Genomic DNA, 13,851 nt, shown 5'->3' with positions numbered 1-13,851 from the left:
GCGACACGCCCGGCCCGGCCGCCGTCCACGTTCCGTGCACGACGGTGGCTAGCGTCGACTGCTCGTTCGCGCGCTTCCCTCCCGGGGGCCTCCGACCTCCGGGCGCAGCGGACGTGAGGAGTCCCCCCGTGCCCCCACACCCCCGACACCACCATCCCCGACCTCCCCGACATCCCCGTCCCGCTCGCCCGGCACGACGCTGGCGCCGCCTCGGACGGTCCGCCGCCGGGCTCGTCCTTGCCGTGACCGTGCTCCCGAGCATCGCGGGCCCGGCCCACGCAGACCACGAGCCGCTGCCCGCCGGCCGCACGCTGACGTCGTACGTCGTCGAGCCGGGCGACACGGTCTCGGGCCTGGCCGTGCGGTTCCACGCGTGGACGGCCGAGATCGTCGCCCACAACCACCTGGGCCGCAGCGGTGCGCTGCAGGTCGGCCAGCGCATCGAGATCCCGGTGGTCGGGGATCGGGCCGGAGGAGGCTCGCAGGCCACGACGTGGCACCACCCCGACCCGGAGCGCGAGAAGGTCCGGCGCGTCGTCGCCGGCACCGCCCGCAACCACGGGGTCGACCCGCAGCTCGCGCTGGCGGTGTCGTGGCAGGAGTCCGGGTGGCAGATGGGCGTCGTGTCGCACGCCGACGCCATCGGCGCGATGCAGGTGCTCCCGTCGACGGCGCGCTGGATGGCGCACTACGCGGGGCGTCGGCTCGACCTCCGCCGGCTCGGGGACAACGCGAAGGCCGGCGTGCTGCTGCTCGACGTCCTCTCCCGCCACACGCAGCGGCGCAGCCACAAGATCGGCGCCTACTACCAGGGCCTGGGCGCGGTCCGACGGCACGGGCTCTACGACGAGACCCGGGCCTACGTGGCCAATGTCGAGGCCATCAAGCGACGCCTCGAGGCCGGCCGGCCCCCGTCCTGACCGGTCGCGCGCTCCCGGCGCCGCTGACCGTCCCCGGCCCGGCGCCACGCCGGGACCGCGCCTGAGCGTGGGGTCCGGCGCGCCTTCCGTACGATGGGCGCGCCGGATCCTTCCCCGTCTCGCCCCTGGTCCGGCACTGGAGGTCGATCAGTGGAGCCACTCGAGCACGCCCGCGCAACCGCGCCCGGCACCGCTGGCGACCCCCTGGTCGGCCGGCTGCTGGACGGGCGCTACCGGATCCTCGCCCGCGTGGCCCGCGGTGGCATGGCCAGTGTCTACGAGGCCACCGACACCCGCCTCGACCGCACGGTCGCGGTCAAGGTCATGCACCCCGGGCTCGGCGACGACCAGGAGTTCGCGCAGCGCTTCGTGCGCGAGGCCCGCGCCGCCGCCCGCCTCAACCACCCGCACGTCGTCGGCGTCTACGACCAGGGCGACGACACCTCCGACGGCACCGACACGATCTTCCTGGTGATGGAGTACGTCCCGGGCCACACCCTGCGCGACGTGCTGCGCAAGGAGGCGCCGATGCCGCCCGCGCGGGCGCTCGCCCTCCTCGAGCCGGTCGTCTCCGCGCTCGCCGCCGCGCACCGCGCAGGCCTGGTCCACCGCGACGTCAAGCCGGAGAACGTCCTCATCGCCGACGAGGCGCACGGCGGCAACGTCAAGGTCGCCGACTTCGGTCTGGCCAAGGCGGTCAGCGCCGACACCCAGCACACCGCGACCGGCGGGGTGCTCATCGGCACCGTGTCCTACCTCGCCCCCGAGCTGGTCATCGACGGCCGTGCCGACGCCCGCGCCGACGTCTATGCCGCCGGCGTCGTGCTCTACGAGCTGCTGACCGGCTCGAAGCCCCATGAGGGCGAGTCGCCGATCCAGGTCGCCTACCGCCACGTCCACCACGACGTCCCGATGCCGTCGCTCGTCGAGCCCGGCATCCCCGACTACGTCGACGCCCTCGTGGCGCGCGCGACGTCGCGCGACCGCGACCAGCGCCCGGCCGACGCCACCGTCCTGCTGCACCACCTGCACCGGGTCGAGCAGGCCCTGCGCGACGGCCTCGACTCCGACCCCGAGCTGGCCGCCGACCTCCTGCCCCGGCGTGCCGCACCGGCGCCCCACGAGCCCGCCTCGCCCGACGACACGACGCCCGAGCCGTTCGACGCCGGTGCGCTGGCGCTCCTCACCGCGGTCGACCCGCGCGACTCGGGGCTCGTGGACGACGGCAGCCCCGACCGCACCACGGCCCTCGAGCGGCACACCGCCCACCCGGCGGGAGCGCCGCCGCGCGAGCCCGCCGGCGGCCCCGTCACCGAGCCGATGCGGACCACGGCCGTGCCGGTGGCGACCGCGACCTCCATGCTCCCCGCCCGACCGTCGAGCACTGGCCCCGGCCCCGGACGGGCCCCGTCCCGGGTGGCGGCCGTCGACACCACCGAGCGTCGCCGGTCGGTGAAGGGCCCGCTCGTCCTGCTGCTGTCGCTCCTGCTCGTCGCCGGCGTCGCGGGCGGCGCCTGGTGGTTCGGGTGGGAGCGCTACACCACGACACCGGGCGTCCTGAACCTCGACGAGGCCGCCGCCACGGCCGAGCTGGAGGACTCCGGCCTCCAGGCCGAGGCGGGCGAGCCGGCCTACAGCGAGAACGTGGCCGCCGGCCTCGTCATCGCCACCGACCCCGAGCCGGGCGGCAAGGTGCTCGACGGCGGCACCGTCACCCTCACCCTGTCGCTGGGCCCCGAGCGCTACGACGTGCCCGACCTCGTCGGGCAGACCGAGGACCAGGCCCAGGACGCGCTCGCTGCGACCAACCTCGCCTTCGGCGAGAGCAAGGGGCGCTGGAGCGAGACGGTGCCCGAGGGACAGGTGATCCGCACCTCGCCCAAGGCCGGCACCACCCTCAAGCCCGGCGCCAGCGTCGACCTCGTGCTCAGCCGGGGCCGCAAGCCGATCGAGGTGAAGGACTGGACGGGCGAGTCGTTCGACGACGCCTCCGCCGCCCTCGAGAAGCGCGGGCTGCAGGTCAGCGTCACCAGCGAGGAGTACAGCGACACCGTCGCCGAGGGAGACGTCATCACGCAGAATCCCCCGACAGCCACCCTCTTCCGCGGCGACACCGTCTCGTTCGTGGTCTCCCTCGGCCCCGAGCTGGTCGAGGTGCCGCGCGTGCAGGCCATGGGCGTCGATGCCGCCACCGAGCTGCTCGAGGGCCTCGGGTTCGTGGTCGAGACCGAGGAGTCGGGCACCTACCTCGGCCTCGGCTACGTCGCCAGCTCGGACCCCGGGGCCGGCGAGGAGGTCCGGAAGGGCTCCACGATCACGCTCTACCTCGTGTGAGGTCCTAGCCTTCGTCCGTGCAGCCCGAGCAGACCCGTCGTACGTCCCTGCTCGCGGCCCTCGCGCTGCTCGCGCTGGCCGCGTGCTGGGGCTCGACGTTCTTCATGATCAAGGACCTGCTCGACCGGGTCCCGACGCTCGACTTCCTGGCCGTGCGCTTCGCGATCGCCTCGGTGGTCCTGCTGGTGGTCGCTCCGAAGGCCCTGGGCCGGCTCTCCCCCGTCGTGCGCCGTCACGCCCTCGTGCTCGGGCTGCTCTACGGCGTCGCTCAGATCCTGCAGACCGCCGGCCTGGCCCACACGCCGGCGAGCATCAGCGGCTTCGTCACCGGCCTGTACGTCGTCTGCACCCCGCTGCTCGCAGCGGCCATCCTCCGGACCCGGATCCCGCCCATCACCTGGGCGGCGGTCGCGCTGGCGACCGTGGGCCTCGGCGTGCTCGCGCTCAACGGCTTCAGCATCGGCTACGGCGAGGCGATCACGCTCGCCTCCGCCGTGCTCTACGCGCTGCACATCGTCGGGCTGGGGGCATGGTCGACCGCGCAGGACGCCGTGGGCATGACGATCCTGCAGATCATGGTCATCGCCGTCGTGTGCACGGCGGCGACCGCCCACGACGGCATCGTGCTGCCCGACCGGGCCGCCGACTGGTGGTCGGTGGTCTACATGGCGGTGGTGGTCGGTGCGCTCGGGCTGCTCGGCCAGACGTGGGCGCAGGCGCACCTCCCGCCGACCCGCAGCGCCATCATCATGAGCATGGAGCCGGTCTTCGCCTCCTTCTTCGCGGTCTGGCTCGGCGGCGAGGACGTCACCACCCGGCTGCTCGTCGGCGGCGCGATGGTGCTCGTCGCCATGCTGACCGTCGAGCTCGCCCCGCGCCGCGTGGTCGAGGGCGAGGTCACGCACATCGCCGTCTGAACGGCTCGCCCCGTCCCTCGGGTGGGCCTCGGCGTGGGTCCGTCCCCCTATCGTGGCCCCGTGGACACGTGCGTGGCGTGCGGCGCCGAGCTGGGGGTGGGGCGGTTCTGCCTGAACTGTGGGCACCGCATCGGCACGCCCGCACCGGCCCGTCCCGAGCCCGTCGTCGCTCCTCCGCCCGTGGCCCTCGCTCCCCCGGCTGATCCTCCGGCTCCGATCCCCGACGCGGCCACGGACGATGCGGACGGTGCGACGCCCCGGGCCGTGCCGTCCGACCTTCCGCCGCGCCCCGATCCCGTCGCGCCCCCTGTCGTGCCTTCCGTCGCGCCTCCCGTCCAAGCCGCCGACCCCGTCCCCGTCCCGGTGACCAGCCCGCCCCCCACGTCGTCCGTGCCGCCGTCCGACCCGCCCGAGGTCGTAGGTGACGTCCCACCGGACGAGCCGGCGGCCGACACGCCCCGGCGTACGGCCTGGGACCCTCGCGAGGACCTGCTGCCCTACGAGGAGGTCGACGACCTCGACAGCGACCTCCCGGTGCGGGGGAAGGCCTGGATCGGCTGGGTGCTGGCCGCGGCGCTGCTGATGGGCGCGGCCTTCCTGCTGCTTCGGGTGTTCGACACCAATGGTGACGTCGCCACCGATCCCGCCACCGACCAGGCCACCGGCGCTACGAGCACCGAGACCGCGCCGTCTGACCCGGGCGCGACCGAGGAGGGCGCGGGCGCCCCCACGGGGGTCGGCAAGGTGCGGGAGCTGGCCAGGGGTGCCACCTTCGAGGTACCGGGCACGGCGCCCCCGACGACGGACCTCGACGGCAACCTGGTCGCGTACGAGGCCAGCCAGATGGGCGACGGCAACCCCGCCACGGCGTGGCGCACGGCCGGGGACGCGACGGGCCAGACCATCACCGTGACGCTGCCCGAGCCGGGCGTCGTCACCCGGGTGGGCCTCGTCAACGGCTATGCCAAGCAGATCGCCGGCGTCAGCTGGTATCCCAACAACCGCCGGACGGTCGCGGTGTCCTGGGGCTTCGACGACGGCACCTCGGTCGAGCAGACCTTCGCCGAGCGACCCGGCATGCAGCGGGTGCAGGTGCCACCGGTCGAGACGGCCACGGTCACCATCACCTTCACCGCCGTGACCCCGCCCGGCCTCGGCAACCTCGGTCGTGACTACACCGCGATCAGCGAGGTGAGCATCACCGGGCGGCGAGCCGGCTGAGCACCACGGCCGCCCGCTCGGCGTCGGACCGCGAGACGTCGAGGTGGGTCACGAGCCGCACGGCGCGCGGTCCCACGGCAGCGATGCGCACGCCCTCCGTGGCCGCCCGCTCGACGAACGACATCGCGTCCGGACGCTCCACGACGACGATGTTGGTGTCCACCGCCTCGGGGTCGAGGCCGAGGGCCTCGCCGAGCAGGCGGGCGTGGGCGTGGTCGTCCGCGAGGCGCTCGACGTGGTGGTCGAGGGCGTAAGCCCCGGCCGCGGCGAGGACGCCGACCTGCCGCATGCCGCCGCCCATGCGCTTGCGTCGCACCCGCGCCTCGGCGACGGCGTCGGCCGAGCCGACCATGAGCGACCCGATGGGGGCACCCAGGCCCTTGGACAGGCAGACCGCGAGGACGTCGGCGATCCGGCCGTAGTCGAGGAGCGGGGTCCCGGTCGCGACGTGCGCGTTCCAGAGCCGTGCGCCGTCGAGGTGCACCTTGGTCTCGTTGGTGCCCGCCCACGCCCGCAGGGCGCGCAGGTCCTCGATCGGCAGCACGGCGCCACCGGCGAAGTTGTGCGTGTTCTCGACCGAGACCGCGGCCGTGCGCACGAAGAACGGACCCATGTCGGGTGCGTGCATCGCCTCGATCGCCGCGAGGTCCACCTGACCGCGCTCCTTGGTCCAGGTGCGCATCGTGAGCCCGGTGATGGCCCCGTGGGCGCCGAGCTCCGCACGAGCGATGTGCGCCGACGACTCGCACAGCACCTCCTCGCCGGGCGAGACCACGCTCGCCACGGCGAGCACGTTGGCCATCGAGCCGGTCGGGGTGAAGAGGGCCGCCTCGTGGCCGAACATCCCCGCCACCCGCTCCTCCAGCGCCGCCACCGTCGGGTCCTCGCCGTAGACGTCGTCACCCACCTCCGCGCGGGCCATCGCCTCGCGCATCGGGTCGGTCGGCCGGGTCAGGGTGTCGGAGCGCAGGTCGATCACGCCGCCATCCCATCACGCACTGTCGGGGGTACCTCATGGGCGGTGTCTCAGGAGGATTCGGGCGGCGCGGAATGCCCCTCAACCACCGCTCGCCCGGCGCGCCGACGTACGACACGCCCCCCGGCGGTGTCTCAGGGGGATTCCGGCGGGGCGGAGTCCCCCTTCAGCCACCGCTCGCCCGGCGCGTCGGTGCGCCAGACACGTTCCCCGGCGCCGCGGAACCTGCGCCACGCACCGCTCGTACGCCGCGGCCTCGCGGTCGCTGGCTCAGGCCTTGCGCAGCATCTCCGCGACGAGGAAGGCGAGCTCGAGCGACTGGACGCGGTTGAGGCGCGGGTCGCAGACGGACTCGTAGCGGTGGGCCAGACCCACCTCGTCGATCTCCTCGCCACCGCCGACGCACTCGGTGACGTCGTCGCCGGTGAGCTCGACGTGGACGCCGCCGGGCCAGGTGCCGAGGCTGCGGTGCACGTCGAAGAAGCCCTGCACCTCGTCGATGACGTCGTCGAAGCGACGCGTCTTGTAGCCCGAGGAGGCCTCGAAGGTGTTGCCGTGCATCGGGTCGCAGACCCACGCGACGTTGACCCCCTCGGCGGTGACCTTCTCGACGAGCGCGGGCAGGCCGTCGCGGATCTTGCCGGCGCCGAAGCGGGTGATGAAGGTGAGCCGGCCCGGGGTGTTGTCCGGGTTGAGGCGCGCGGCGTAGGCGAGCGCGTCGTCGGGCGACGTCGTCGGGCCGAGCTTGATGCCGATCGGGTTCCTGATCTTCGACAGCAGCTCGACGTGGGCGCCGTCGAGCTGGCGGGTGCGCTCGCCGATCCACACGAAGTGCGCGGACACGTTGTAGGGCAGGTCGGTGCGCGAGTCGATGCGGGTCAGCGACTGCTCGTACTCCAGCAGCAGTGCCTCGTGGCTGGAGTGGAAGTCGACCCGGTGGAACTCGTCGGGGTCGGCGCCGATCGCCTTCATGAAGGTCAGCGCGCGCTCGATCTCGTCGGCCATCGCCTCGTAGCGCTGGCCGAACGGCGAGGACTGCACGAAGTCGGTGTTCCAGGTGTGCACCTGGCGCAGGTCGGCGTAGCCGCCGGTGACGAACGCGCGGACCAGGTTGAGCGTGGCGGCGGACGAGTTGTAGACCTCGACGAGCCGCTGCGGGTCGGGCACCCGCGCCTCGGGCGTGAAGTCGTAGCCGTTGACGGCGTCGCCGCGGTAGGCCGGGAGGGTGACGCCGTCGCGGGTCTCGTCGTCGGAGCTGCGCGGCTTGGCGTACTGGCCGGCGAGCCGGCCGAGCTTCACGACGGGCACCGAGGCGGCGTAGGTCAGCACGACGGCCATCTGCAGGAGCACGCGCAGCTTGTTGCGCACGTTGTCCGCCGTGACGCCGGCGAAGGTCTCCGCGCAGTCGCCGCCCTGGAGCAGGAACGCCTCTCCGCGGGTGACGGCGGCGATCTTGTCGGTGAGGTCGTCGCACTCGCCCGCAAAGACGAGCGGCGGCGCAGTCCTCAGTCGGGCCACGGCAGCGTCGACCGCCCCGGAGTCGGGGTAGCGCGGCTGCTGGCGGGGCCCGAGCGCGTGCAGCTGCTCGAGGGTGGGGATGGCACTCACCCGACAAGGGTACGGCGCCCCGGTCGCACTGCCCGCACCCTGACCAGCCCCTGAACGCGTGACGCCGCGCACGCCGGGGCCGGTGCGCTCAGCCGCGCGGGGTCAGCACGCCCTCCGCGTCGTCGACGCGCAGTCCGCCCGAGCGGGTGCGGCTGGCGACCAGGGTGCCCGTGACGACGGAGGCGTCGGGATAGCTGATCCGACCGGGGGCGCCCTGGCGTGAGGTGGTCCAGAGCCGGTCGTCGAAGCCGACCTCCCCGCGGAACTGGTGGTTCTCGAGCACGAGGTTGTCGGCGGTGGCCTGCCCGACGACGTACGACGCCTCGCCCCGGTAGAACAGCGAGCCGTGCGACACCTCGAGGATGCCGTCGCGGCGGCGGACGGTCTGGTCGTGCACCTCACCGCTGAGGTAGACGTCGACACCGCCGTCGACCATCGTGCGCCACAGGTCGGACGCCCGGCCCTTCTCGTAGACCAAGTGGGTCGAGTTGCGCACGCGGACCGCACCGGGCATCGGCGTGTGCGCCTGGACCATCACCCACGGCACATCGTCCTTGCGGGCCCGGCGCAGCACGCCCCGCAGCCAGCGCAGCTGCGCCCCGTCGACGGAGATGTGGACGTCGCCGCCGCGCCGCTCGAACACGTCGAGCGTCACGAGCAGCACGTCGGGGTCGAGCCGCACCGCGTAGGCCGTGCGCTTGGCGGGGCCTCGCCGCGGACGGTCGGCGAACCGGGGCCGCCCGTCGCTGTCCGACAGCGCGTGGTCGGCGAAGATCTGCTTGAACTGCGGGATGTGACGGCGCTTGAAGTCCACCCACGCATGGCGCCGCTTGGCCCGCCACGGGTCGTCGCCCACCTCGTGGTCCCCGACGGCCGGGTAGGTCGTCAGGTCGTGGTCGCTGAACCGCTGGAACCAGGCCGGGTAGTAGACGTCGGCGGCCCGGCGCCACGCGCGCAGGCGCTGCGCCTGCGTCCGCACCGGACCGAACACACCGGTCCGCGCGTCGTCGCGCCCCCAACGCCCCTCCACGAGGTCGCCGGGGACGAGGACGTCGCGGGTGCCGTGGGAGGCCATCTCGTCGATGACCCGGTCGAGCGCGGTCTCGTAGGACTCGTTGGTCGAGGTGGCGACCTCACCGGTCGCCTTGACGACATAGGTGCGGCGACCGTCGGCGGTGAGGTCGGCGACGTCCTGGTTGAGGAAGTCGGGCGAGGAGACGAAGCGGTAGGCCCCGGCCAGCTCGGGCGCCGCCGGCACGGACGGACGCTCGCGCGGCCCGCGCCGGGCGGTCGACGGGGACGGCGCCCAGGTACGACCCGGGCCCGGGTCGGCGGTCGGCGGTCGGCTCGCCGGGACCCCGTCGTCCGAGGCCGGCGTCGCGCTCGCAGGCGGGGCGGGCGGCGTAGCCGTGGAGCAGCCGAGGGCACCGGCCACGAGCACCGCCAGCACGGGCCCCACACGTCGTCGAGTCACCCGCCCCACCGTAGACGGCAGGACCGACGTACGCCCACCGAACCCCGCCGTGTCGCCGGAGGGCGCCTCACTCCTCGAGGTGGTCGATGTCGCGGAAGCCGGTCTTCTTGGCGCGCACGCCACGGTTGGTCAGCCAGGTCAGCGCCCAGAGCACCAGGCCGACCGCCATCATCAACCCGGCGATCCGGTACTGGGCGGTGTCGGCGCGCGCCCACGGACCCGCCAGGAACGCGCAGGACAGGGCGCCGATCACCGGGAGGAACGTCGGCGCCCGGAAGTGGTCGTGGTCGACGGGGTGCTTGCGCAGCACGAGCAGCGCGATGTTGACCACCGTGAACACGCACAGCAGGAGGAGGGCGGTCGTACCGCCGAGAAGCGTGATGTTGGAGAGGCCGTCCTCGGACGCGCTGGCCCGGACGACGTAGACGATGAGACCGAACGAGAGGAGCGTCGTGAAGATGATGGCCACCCACGGCGTGCGACGCGAGGCGTGCACCTTGCCGAGCGAGCGCGGCAGCACGTCCTGCCTGGCCATGCCGTAGAGCAGCCGACTGGCCATCAGCATGTTGATGAGTGCCGAGTTGGCCACGGCGAACATACCGATGAACGGGAAGATCTTGTCGAAGGGCAGCTCAGGTGCGCCGGCCGCGACCACCTGGTTGAGGGCGGGCCCCAGGTCGGCGTTGGTGAGGTCGCCCACCGGGACCAGCGCCACCGCGGTGATCGACACGAGGAGGTAGATCACGCCGGTGATCCCGAGCCCGGTCAGCATGGTCTTCGGGAAGTCGCGGATCGGGTCCTCGCACTCCTCTGCCATGTTGACCGAGTCCTCGAAGCCGACCATCGCGAAGAAGGCCAGCGACGTCGCGGCGGTGATCGCAAGGAACGTGCTCTTGTCGCTGGGGCTCTCGAAGACCATGACGCGGGAGAAGTCGGCATTGCCCTGGGTCACGGCGTACATGCCGATGAAGATGATCAGCAACAGGCCGGAGAGCTCGACGAGGGTGAGCACGACGTTGGCCTTGACGCTCTCCCCCACGCCGCGGAAGTTGATCGCTGCCACGAGGGCCATGAAGCCCAGCGCGATGAACATCAGCCCGGATCCGCCAGCCGGGAGGTCGAGCGCGAACCCGGCGTTGATGAACCCGGCGAAGGCGTTGGAGGCGGTCGACGCTGACGTGATGCCGGAGCTCATGACCGCGAAGGCGACCAGGAACGTGACGAAGTGGATGCCGAACGCCTTGTGCGTGTAGAGCGCGGCGCCGGCGGCCTGCGGGTACTTCGTGACCAGCTCGAGGTAGGAGAACGCCGTGATGGTCGCGACGATGAACGCCGCGAGGAAGGGCGCCCACGCCGCGCCCCCGACCTCGCCGGCGACGCTGCCGGTGAGCGCGTACACACCCGTCCCCAGGATGTCGCCCACGATGAACAGCAACAGCAGCCTGGGCCCGATGACCCGCTTGAGCTCGGTGTCCTCAGGACCGTTGACGTCGTGCTGGCTGGCTTCCGTGGCGCTCATCGAGACTCCCCTCATCTGCCCGTGCCGCGCACGGCGTCCTCTCACAATGGCCCGACCGGGGGGGTGTGGCAACCACCGCCGCACCCGGAGAACGCCGTGTCGGCGCCGGGGTGACGCCGTCCACGCTCCCGCTGCCCCCGGAGGGGTGAATGGACACGCTTCGCGGCCCAGGACGTTCGTCACTACCCTGCTCCCCATGCCGAAGCGTGTTGCGATCCTGACCGCGGGTGGGTACGCCCCGTGCCTCTCCTCCGCCGTGGGGGCGCTCATCGAGACCTATGACGCCACCGACCCCGACATCGAGCTGATCGCCTACCGGCACGGCTACCACGGCCTGCTGACGGGCAACAGCATCACCATCGGCGCCGAGGAACGCGCGGGGGCGGCGCTGCTGCACCGTTTCGGTGGCAGCCCCATCGGCAACAGCCGGGTCAAGCTGACCAACGACGACGACTGCCGCCGACGCGGCCTCATCGGCGAGGACCAGACCGCGCTGGAGGTCGCGGCGACGCGGTTGCAGGACGACGGGGTCGACGTGCTCCACACCATCGGCGGCGACGACACCAACACCGCGGCGGCCGACCTGGCGGCCTACCTCGCGACGCGCGGCTCCGAGCTCACGGTGGTCGGGCTGCCGAAGACCATCGACAACGACATCGTGCCGATCCGCCAGAGCCTGGGCGCGCAGACCGCGGCCCAGCAGGCCTCGCGGTTCGCGCAGAACGTGCTGGCCGAGCACGGATCCAACCCGCGCATGCTGATCGTCCACGAGGTCATGGGCCGCGCCAGCGGCTGGTTGACCGCCGCGGCGGCGCGCGACTACATGGCGTGGCACGCCGAGCAGGAGTGGCTCCCCGGCATCGGCCTGGACGCCCGGAAATGGGCGATCCACGCCGTCTACGTCCCCGAGCTCGCCATCGACCTGGCGGCGGAGGCGAACCGGCTGCGCAAGGTGATGGACGAGATCGGCTGCGTCAACATCTTCCTCGCCGAGGGCGCGGGCATCGACGACATCGTCGCCGACCTCGAGGCGTCCGGCGAGACGGTGGGACGCGACCCCTTCGGGCACGTCAAGATCGACACGATCAACCCCGGCCGCTACTTCGCCGACCGCTTCTCCGAGGCCATCGGCGCGGAGAAGAAGATGGTGCAGAAGTCCGGCTACTTCTCGCGCTCCGCGCCGGCCAACGACACCGACCTCGCCCTGATCCGCGAGATGGCGGAGCTCGCCGTGGCCTGCGCCCTCGACGGCACGCCCGGCGTCATCGGCCACGACGAGGACCGCGACGACGAGCTGCGGGCGATCGAGTTCGAGCGGATCGCCGGGCACAAGCCGTTCGACGCCCAGCAGCCGTGGTTCACCGACCTCCTCGCGGGCATCGGCCAGGCCTGAGCGTCCTCGCGCTCCTGTCCCGCCCCGGGTGGCGGCACATCACAGTTCTGACGTGCCCGGGCGCGCAATCTGCCGCCACCCCTGGACTGCACGGCCTCGACGGTGGCGGCACATCGCAGCTCCGACGGGCTCGGGCGCGCAATCTGCCGCCACCCCTACGGCGTACGCATCGCTGCGACCCCAGATGATGTCGCGTGCCGCCACCCTCACTCGGATGCTTCGACCGGCTCCTCGACACGGTTGGTCACGCGCCTGCCCGCGGCCGGCAACACGCGCGGCAGCCGCTGCAGGTAGGCCGCGCTGGCGAGCGCGACGAGCGTGAGCACCCACCACAACGTCGTCCGCCCCTGGGCCAGGAGCCAGGTGAACGCCACGGGCGTCACCGCTCCGCCGACGCCCCAGCTGAGCTGGAACAACCCGAGGTAGCGGCCCCGGAGGTGGTCGGGCGCAGCCTCGGCCGCGGCCGCGCTGAAGACCGGGCCGCCGGTCAGCTCGCCCGCGGTGTAGACGGCCGCGCCGACGAGCATCACCACGACGGCGAGCCACACCGGCAGCCACCCGGCCACGACGAACATCGCGTAGCTGGCGACGAACGCCAGCTGGGCCAGCCCCATCATCCGCGCCCGCACGCGCCCGGTCATGCGACGTACGACGAGTCCCTGGCCGAGCCCGACCAGCGCGGTGTTGAGGGTGAAGATCGCCCCGACCACCCAGCCCGGCAGGTCGATCGTCTCGGCGACGTAGACGGGCAGGGCGAAGTTGAGCACCATCATCCCGGCGACGAAGCCGAACTGCCCGAGCACGAGCCGGAGGTAGGCGGTGTCGCGCAGCACCACGCCCCATCCCTCGACGGGCGCGTCGGCGGGGTGGGCCGCGCGGTGGTCGGGCACGTCGAGCAGGAGGACGAAGGCGACCACGAAGGTCACCGCGTTGACGACCACCACCGACTGGAAGGCCACGTCCGTGCCGATCTGCAGCGCGAGACCCGCGAGCACGCCGCCGATCGAGTAGCCGAGGTTGCGCACCGCCTGCAGGAAGCCGAACCACAGCTCCCGCTCCCCCGGCGCCGAGATCGCTGTGACGACGTTGCCGAAGGACCCCCAGAAGGACTGGCGACCGAGGTTGACCAGCGCGGTCCACAGCGCGACCGCGAGCAGCGAGTCGGCCCACAGGTAGGCCACCATGCCGGCGGCCTGCACGAGGTTGCCGGCGAGCATCATCCGTCGCGGGCCGAACCGGTCGACGAGGCTGCCGATCACGAACGCGCCCGGCATCGTCAGGACCGCGGACAGCGACAGCGCCGAGCCGACCTGCACGAGGGACAGGTCGGTCATCGCCAGGAAGTAGAGCAGCGTGATCGGCATGAACAGCCCACTGCCGACGGTGTCGGCCACGATCGCTGCGACGAACCTGCGATGCTCCCCGACCCGCGGGAATCCGAGACGGCTCAGCACGGGCCAACACTAGGACGGCGCACCGACGACCCGCC

General features: G+C 72.7%; 10 protein-coding genes and 1 pseudogene. 6 read left to right on the top strand and 5 right to left on the bottom strand.

Annotated features, from left to right (window positions below):
* Nucleotides 1-242: 242 nt before the first annotated feature.
* The 5 genes and pseudogenes from NCI01_RS05255 (at nt 243) to NCI01_RS05235 (ending at nt 5,392) form a co-directional block, all read left to right on the top strand.
* Nucleotides 243-920 (top strand): transglycosylase SLT domain-containing protein, encoded by a 678-nt coding sequence (locus NCI01_RS05255; protein WP_254180425.1) that lies wholly within the window; start codon nt 243-245, stop codon nt 918-920.
* 150 nt (nt 921-1,070) lie between these two features.
* A pseudogene (locus NCI01_RS22980) lies at nt 1,071-2,048 on the top strand (protein kinase domain-containing protein); the annotation flags it as partial.
* A 192-nt stretch (nt 2,049-2,240) separates the two neighbouring features.
* Nucleotides 2,241-3,254 (top strand): Stk1 family PASTA domain-containing Ser/Thr kinase, encoded by a 1,014-nt coding sequence (locus NCI01_RS22975; protein ID WP_308213195.1) that lies wholly within the window; start codon nt 2,241-2,243, stop codon nt 3,252-3,254.
* A gap of 17 nt (nt 3,255-3,271) precedes the next feature.
* On the top strand, nt 3,272-4,171 hold the full coding sequence (locus NCI01_RS05240) for a DMT family transporter (RefSeq protein ID WP_254180424.1): 900 nt from the start codon (nt 3,272-3,274) through the stop codon (nt 4,169-4,171).
* A 363-nt stretch (nt 4,172-4,534) separates the two neighbouring features.
* A complete protein-coding gene (locus NCI01_RS05235; protein ID WP_254180423.1) occupies nt 4,535-5,392 on the top strand; it encodes an NADase-type glycan-binding domain-containing protein in 858 nt (285 codons plus the stop codon).
* Here the strand turns inward: NCI01_RS05235 and NCI01_RS05230 are convergent.
* The 4 genes from NCI01_RS05230 to NCI01_RS05215 form a co-directional block, all read right to left on the bottom strand.
* Nucleotides 5,370-6,371, bottom strand: coding sequence for a threonine aldolase family protein (locus NCI01_RS05230; RefSeq protein ID WP_254180422.1), 1,002 nt, complete (start codon nt 6,369-6,371; stop codon nt 5,370-5,372). The genes NCI01_RS05235 and NCI01_RS05230 overlap by 23 nt on opposite strands.
* Before the next feature lie 267 nt (nt 6,372-6,638).
* Nucleotides 6,639-7,976: a class II 3-deoxy-7-phosphoheptulonate synthase gene (locus NCI01_RS05225; RefSeq protein ID WP_254180421.1), complete on the bottom strand. Its 1,338-nt coding sequence runs from the start codon at nt 7,974-7,976 to the stop codon at nt 6,639-6,641.
* An 88-nt stretch (nt 7,977-8,064) separates the two neighbouring features.
* Nucleotides 8,065-9,450, bottom strand: a complete 1,386-nt coding sequence (locus NCI01_RS05220; protein WP_254180420.1) for a metallophosphoesterase family protein — start codon at nt 9,448-9,450, stop codon at nt 8,065-8,067.
* A gap of 67 nt (nt 9,451-9,517) precedes the next feature.
* Nucleotides 9,518-10,969 (bottom strand): APC family permease, encoded by a 1,452-nt coding sequence (locus NCI01_RS05215; protein WP_254180419.1) that lies wholly within the window; start codon nt 10,967-10,969, stop codon nt 9,518-9,520.
* 196 nt (nt 10,970-11,165) lie between these two features.
* Between NCI01_RS05215 and NCI01_RS05210 the strand changes: the two genes are divergently transcribed.
* Nucleotides 11,166-12,362 (top strand): pyrophosphate--fructose-6-phosphate 1-phosphotransferase, encoded by a 1,197-nt coding sequence (locus tag NCI01_RS05210; protein ID WP_254180418.1) that lies wholly within the window; start codon nt 11,166-11,168, stop codon nt 12,360-12,362.
* A 206-nt stretch (nt 12,363-12,568) separates the two neighbouring features.
* Here NCI01_RS05210 and NCI01_RS05205 read toward each other — a convergent pair whose 3' ends face one another.
* Nucleotides 12,569-13,816, bottom strand: a complete 1,248-nt coding sequence (locus NCI01_RS05205) for an MFS transporter (RefSeq protein ID WP_254180417.1) — start codon at nt 13,814-13,816, stop codon at nt 12,569-12,571.
* Between the last annotated feature and the right edge of the window lie 35 nt (nt 13,817-13,851).

The sequence above is a fragment of the Nocardioides pinisoli genome (genome assembly GCF_024199985.1).
In the GTDB taxonomy this organism is placed as follows: domain Bacteria; phylum Actinomycetota; class Actinomycetes; order Propionibacteriales; family Nocardioidaceae; genus Nocardioides; species Nocardioides pinisoli.
Note: the sequence above shows the minus strand (reverse complement) of the source record. Positions and strands in the feature narration are given on the sequence as shown.

What these genes read in the sequence shown, in the direction of transcription:
- NCI01_RS22975 (WP_308213195.1), top strand. Translation starts at nt 2,241, where the DNA reads ATGCGGACCACGGCCGTGCCGGTGGCGACCGCGACCTCCATGCTCCCC.
- NCI01_RS05215 (WP_254180419.1), bottom strand. Translation starts at nt 10,969, where the DNA reads ATGAGCGCCACGGAAGCCAGCCAGCACGACGTCAACGGTCCTGAGGAC.
- NCI01_RS05210 (WP_254180418.1), top strand. Translation starts at nt 11,166, where the DNA reads ATGCCGAAGCGTGTTGCGATCCTGACCGCGGGTGGGTACGCCCCGTGC.